Raw genomic sequence first — 5,519 nt, 5'->3', positions numbered from 1 at the left:
TTAATTGAGGGAATGAATACCAAAATAAAGCTTATTAAAAGAATAAGTTATGGATTTACCAATTTTGAACATCTTCGACTTAAGCTGTTTGCTTGCTTTAATTCATAACAAAAATTAACACACGAAAACCAGAAGAGCCGCTTCTCTATGTGGGTGATGAGTACAGTACCTTTATTGAATGTTTTGGGCGAACATTTGACGGAGCCGTAACCGTTACAGCCCTAAGAAATAGAAATCTTTTTAGAATTAGAAGCGATCGCGCTTTACTGTTGGCCGACTTAACGGGGCCGGCCCTTGTTCGTATAGGAATAGATGCCCGCATTTCTTCCGGTGATTATGAATATTGTCGGACTTGGGGGCGGGCAATTTGGGGACATCCCCAAGGAGTAGATGGGATTAGATACCGTTCTCGTCATGATGATAGTGTCTATTCCGTTGGGCTTTTTGATCGGGTTAGAAACCATTTGCAAGAAGACAACTTAGGTAATTTATATGATGATAATCCATCCTGTTTAGATAAAATTTTGGAGCATTATGATTATGCTCTTCTTCAAGAATAAGTATCTTTTTGCAATTAGACGCAATCTCCCCTATTCAGAACGGCCAAGTGTTAGGGAATTTTCTGTTAAGTTAATAGCAGCCCACTCGTCGCAAAACTTCACTGATCACTGATCACTGATTACTGATTACTGATCCTCTTGCCCTATTTTGGTAAAATCAACTATAATGGGGAGAAGTTAATCTTTGCCAAGCTTGAGCAGACTTAAACTAATCCCTCAGGGAGCAAGTAATTGAATCCTATGCTTAAAATTGCCCTTTTTGGAACCAGTGCCGATCCTCCTACTGCCGGTCATCAAGCCATACTAAAATGGTTATCGGAACAGTACGATATCGTTGCGGTTTGGGCTGCCGATAATCCCTTTAAAAATCATCAAACCAGTCTCGAACATCGTCTGAGGATGTTAAATTTACTCATCGGGGATATTCAACCCCCAAGAGATAATATACAACTGCGACGAGAATTAAGCGATCAACGGAGCTTAATTAGTGTGGAAAAAGCGCAAGCAATTTGGGGAGAACAGGAGGAATATACCCTAGTCATTGGTTCCGATTTAGCCGGACAAATTCGGCACTGGTATCGCAGCCGAGAATTGCTAGAAAAAGTCAAAATTCTCGTGATTCCTCGTCCCGGCTATCCTATTAAACAAGATGATATTGAACAACTGGAAAAATTAGGAGGTGATTGTCTGATTGCCGATGTCTTTGCTCCGGCTGTATCCTCAACAGATTATCGAGAAAAAGGCGATAAACAGGCTGTTCCCGCACCGATTAAAGATTATATTGAAGGTCAAAAACTTTACCCATGAAGCTGCCAAAAACCCTAGCTAATAAATCTCTAGCTGATTTTAAAGTCGGAGTTGATAACGTGATCTTTTCCGTTGATACCCAATTAAATCGGCTGCTAGTGCTTCTGATTAAAAGACGGGAAGAACCCTTTAGTAATTACTGGAGTTTACCCGGTACTTTAGTGAGAAATGGGGAATCACTGGAAACGGCAGCCTATCGAATTTTAGCCGAGAAAATTAGCGTCAATAATCTCTATCTAGAACAGTTATATACTTTTGGCGGTCCAGAGGGAGATTTCCCAGCAGCGGCCGAGAGTTTTGGGAAACGTTATCTATCGGTGAGTTACTTCGCTTTAGTGCGGTTTGAAGAAGCAAAATTAATCACTGAACGGGATTATAATATCACTTGGTATATGATTGATAAAGTGCCAAATTTAGCCTTTAATCACGGTCAAATTTTAGAATATGGCTGGCGAAGATTACGCAATAAAGTAGAATATAGTCCCGTCGCTTTTGAGGTTTTACCAGAATTATTTACTTTAAATGATCTTTATCAATTTTATGAGACAATTTTAGGTAAAAATTTTAGTGATTATTCCAACTTCAGAAATCGGCTCTTGAAATTAGGATTTCTCAAAGATATGGGTTTAAAAGTCTCTCGTGGTGCCGGTCGTCCTGCTAGTTTATATCGCTTTGATGAAGAAGCTTTTGCTCCCTTTAAAGAGCAACCGTTAGTTTTTGTTTAAATAGGAAAAAATATGAGAATTGCTATCGCTCAATTAAATCTCATTGTTGGAGATATCGAAGGAAATGCCGAAAGGATTTTAGAGGCTGCTCAAACGGCATTTAATCGGGGAGCGGAATTACTTTTAACCCCGGAATTATCCCTCTGTGGTTATCCTCCCAGAGACTTATTATTAAATCTGGGTTTTGTTGAGAAAATGTCTCGACAATTGCAATTATTGTCCCAAGAATTACCAGAAAAATTAGCTGTATTAGTCGGTTTTGTCGAAAAAAATTCCTCAGCAACAGTCCGGGGAGAAAAGCCGTTATTTAATAGCATAGCTTTGGTAAAAAGTCAAGAGATTAAACAAATTTTTACTAAACGTTTATTGCCTACCTATGATGTTTTTGATGAGGATCGTTACTTTGCTTCCGGGAAAGAAAGTCAATATTTTCAACTAACAGAAAATAATTTTAAAATCGGTGTGACTATCTGTGAAGATGTTTGGAATGATGAACAATTTTGGGGTCAGCGTCAATACGCGGTTAATCCCATCGCCGATTTAGCTAATTTGGGAGTGGATTTAATCGTTAATCTTTCCGCTTCTCCCTACAGTGTCGGTAAGCAAAAATTGCGAGAATCTTTATTATCCCATAGTGCCACTAGATATAATTTACCTATAGTTTATGTCAATCAAGTGGGAGGTAATGATGATTTAATTTTTGATGGTGATAGCGTTGCTTTTAACAGACAAGGAGAAGTGATTTATCGCGCCCAAGCATTTACTTCTAGCCTAGAATTGATCGAGTTTAATCAAGATTTGTTACCCGCAGTTATTCATCCTTTACCCATCGATGAAGATGAGGAAATTTATCGAGCTTTAGTCTTAGGAGTGCGAGATTATGTGCAGAAATGCGGTTTTAAACGGGTAATTTTTGGCTTGAGTGGTGGCATTGATTCCAGTTTAGTTGCCGCTATTGCCACCGACGCATTAGGTAAAGAAAATGTTCTCGCTGTGATGATGCCTTCTCCCTATAGTTCCGACCATTCCATTAGCGATGCCGTAGCTTTAGTTAATAATTTAGGTATCAAAAGTGAGAAGTTAGCAATTAAAGAAATTATGACCGCTTATGATCAACTTTTAGAGCGGCTTTTTGCTGGGACTGATTTCGGTATTGCTGAAGAAAATCTTCAGTCACGCATTCGCGGTAATTTATTAATGGCCCTCTCCAATAAATTCGGGCATTTACTATTATCCACTGGCAATAAATCAGAAATGGCGGTGGGATATTGCACCCTCTACGGTGATATGAATGGTGGTTTAGCAGTGATTGCTGATGTGCCGAAAACCAGGGTTTATTCCCTCTGTCGCTGGTTAAATCGGCACGGGGAAATTATTCCCCTCAATGTGATTAATAAAGCTCCTAGTGCTGAATTAAAACCCAATCAGAAGGATCAAGATTCTTTGCCTCCCTACGAGATTTTAGATGCTATTTTAGCACTATTAATCGATCGCCATCAATCCGCCGAACAAATTATCGCCGCCGGTTTTGAGCCTGAAATTGTGCAGAAAGTGATTAAATTAGTTAAAAATGCCGAATTTAAGCGCAAACAAGCTCCCCCGGGCCTAAAAATTAGCGATCGCGCTTTTGGCACTGGTTGGCGAATGCCCATCGCTAGTCGCTGGGGTTAGGGACTTTTTCAGTTATCAGTTATCAGTTATTAGTTATTAGTTATCAGTTATCAGTTATCAGTTATCAGTTATCAGATTTGAGTTTTCAAGTGAGCAGTGTTAAATAGAAATTTCCTACTGTCTTTTCACTGTTTACTGTTTACTGATTACTGGTCACTGTTTACTGTTTACTGATTACTGATTACTGTTCACTGTTCACTGAAAGGGGTATTCGTGAGAGAGGAAGGGTAAAGGGATTAATTCTCCTGTTGCCTCGCCGATTTGTACTTTCAAACCCTCTCCTCCCGCTTTTGTTTTCACATAACCCAAGCCAAAATCCTCCAGCACACTGGTGAGTAAACCGACTTTTTGCGCTTCTAAAATAATCGGGGTATTGCTGGGGACGGGTTGGCTGAGTTTTATGCCCCAAAGTCTTTGTTTTATGCCTTTATAGGTGTTGAGACGGGCGATAGTTTCTTGACCAATATAACAACCCTTATCAAAAACGAGCGCTCGCCATAAACCGGCCTCTAAAGGGTTATAATCTTCGGTTAATTCTCGATCGACTGCCGGTCGGCCCTGATGGATTCTCAGGTATTCCCACACCTGTGCATCGGCGGGAGTAACGCCATTTTTAATTAAATTTTCCCAGAGGGGACCGGCTTCGGCGGCGGCAACGATTAAAGTATATCCGGGTAAGTCTAAGCCGGTGCCGACGGCCAGTCTCAGGGCGGGTTGAGAAAGGAGATAATGACTATGCTGCACCCCCGTTAAAATCTGCTCTGGAATGGCGATTTTTTGCAGGTATTGCCCGCTTTCAGTACCAATTAGGGTGAAAATGCCAAAATTATCGGTTAAGTCGCTAATTTCCACCTTATCGAAGGGGAAAATATAGCGATCGATCAATTCCAGTAAAAATTGACGACGTTGGGGAGAAACGAGGATGAGGAGGGAATCATCGCTGGCGTAAACTGTGACAAAATCGAGGGTACGACCGGTAGAGTTAAGGAAAATTGTCTCACAACCCTGACCCGGTTTCAGGCGCTCGATAGCGTTACTGGTTTGATTGTGGAGAAAACGCAGTCGGTCTTGGCCTTTTAATTCTAATAAACCCCAATCGGAGCGATCGATTAAAATTGTTTGGGATGCTAAATTTTGGGGATCATTACTGTAATTTTTCAGAAAATTAGCGGCATACTCTGCCTTGATCGTTTCTAACGCTGCTTTCATTGGGGTAAATTAGCGAATAATCGGTTAATAATACGCTCGGTTTTCGTTTCCAAACTCTGCCAATCTAGTTCACCGGTGGGGTCGAGGAGACTGGTATCGATGACGACGCTCTCTCCTTCATCGGTGGGATAATCGAGAAAACAGACTTGAAAACAAAGTTCCCAAATATTTACAGTAACGGAGCGATCGAGATAAGTCAAACAGAGCAGATAACTGGGATAGGGATCTTGAATTTCTGTATAGGTTCCTTTCCAGAGGGAATTTTCTAACTGTTTACGCAGATTATCCAGCACCCGAATAAATGCCGGTTGCATTAATAATTGTGCCTGTTCCCAAGCAGTAATATCTTTAAATTTTGGATTCATCTTATCAGTGATCAGTTATCAGTGATCAGATTTGGGTATTAATTGACACTCCCCGCTCTAAAGAGACGGGGATTCTTGGTTCACAGAGATTACTTGCGAAAGACAGAATTGCTTCTGAAAAAGTAGAGGTATTCTCTCCCCAAGCGTTTATTGGATCTAGCCCAAAGGTTCCGGTATGCCCT

At 40.7% G+C, this 5,519-nt stretch carries 7 protein-coding genes; 5 read left to right on the top strand and 2 right to left on the bottom strand.

Going from position 1 to position 5,519, the window contains the following annotated elements; all coding sequences use genetic code 11:
* The 5 genes from IM322_RS04140 to IM322_RS04120 all read left to right on the top strand — a co-directional run.
* Window positions 1–108, top strand: a 108-nt coding sequence (locus IM322_RS04140) for a transposase (RefSeq protein ID WP_287672724.1), incomplete at its 5' end; no start/stop codon positions are given.
* Between the two features lie 41 nt (window positions 109–149).
* Complete coding sequence (locus tag IM322_RS04135) at window positions 150–560, top strand: RES family NAD+ phosphorylase (protein ID WP_287672723.1); 411 nt, start codon at window positions 150–152, stop codon at window positions 558–560.
* 240 nt (window positions 561–800) lie between these two features.
* Window positions 801–1,367, top strand: a complete 567-nt coding sequence (locus tag IM322_RS04130) for a nicotinate-nucleotide adenylyltransferase (RefSeq protein ID WP_287672721.1) — start codon at window positions 801–803, stop codon at window positions 1,365–1,367.
* Window positions 1,364–2,092: an NUDIX hydrolase gene (locus tag IM322_RS04125; RefSeq protein WP_287672720.1), complete on the top strand. Its 729-nt coding sequence runs from the start codon at window positions 1,364–1,366 to the stop codon at window positions 2,090–2,092. The genes IM322_RS04130 and IM322_RS04125 overlap by 4 nt, the downstream gene beginning before the upstream one ends.
* 12 nt (window positions 2,093–2,104) lie before the next feature.
* Entirely contained in the window at window positions 2,105–3,763 is a 1,659-nt protein-coding gene (locus tag IM322_RS04120) for an NAD+ synthase (RefSeq protein WP_287672719.1), read from the top strand.
* Window positions 3,764–3,958: 195 nt separating this feature from the next.
* Here the strand turns inward: IM322_RS04120 and ygfZ are convergent, their stop codons facing one another.
* Together ygfZ and IM322_RS04110 are read right to left on the bottom strand one after the other, a co-directional pair.
* Entirely contained in the window at window positions 3,959–4,972 is a 1,014-nt protein-coding gene (gene ygfZ, locus IM322_RS04115; protein ID WP_287672718.1) for a CAF17-like 4Fe-4S cluster assembly/insertion protein YgfZ, read from the bottom strand.
* Entirely contained in the window at window positions 4,969–5,337 is a 369-nt protein-coding gene (locus tag IM322_RS04110) for a hypothetical protein (RefSeq protein ID WP_287672717.1), read from the bottom strand. The genes ygfZ and IM322_RS04110 overlap by 4 nt, the downstream gene beginning before the upstream one ends.
* Between the last annotated feature and the right edge of the window lie 182 nt (window positions 5,338–5,519).

The sequence above is a fragment of the Microcystis sp. M109S1 genome (assembly GCF_020247025.1).
In the GTDB taxonomy this organism is placed as follows: Bacteria; Cyanobacteriota; Cyanobacteriia; order Cyanobacteriales; family Microcystaceae; genus Microcystis.
The sequence above is the reverse complement of the archived record's forward strand: the minus strand, read 5'-3'. Positions and strand labels throughout refer to the sequence as shown.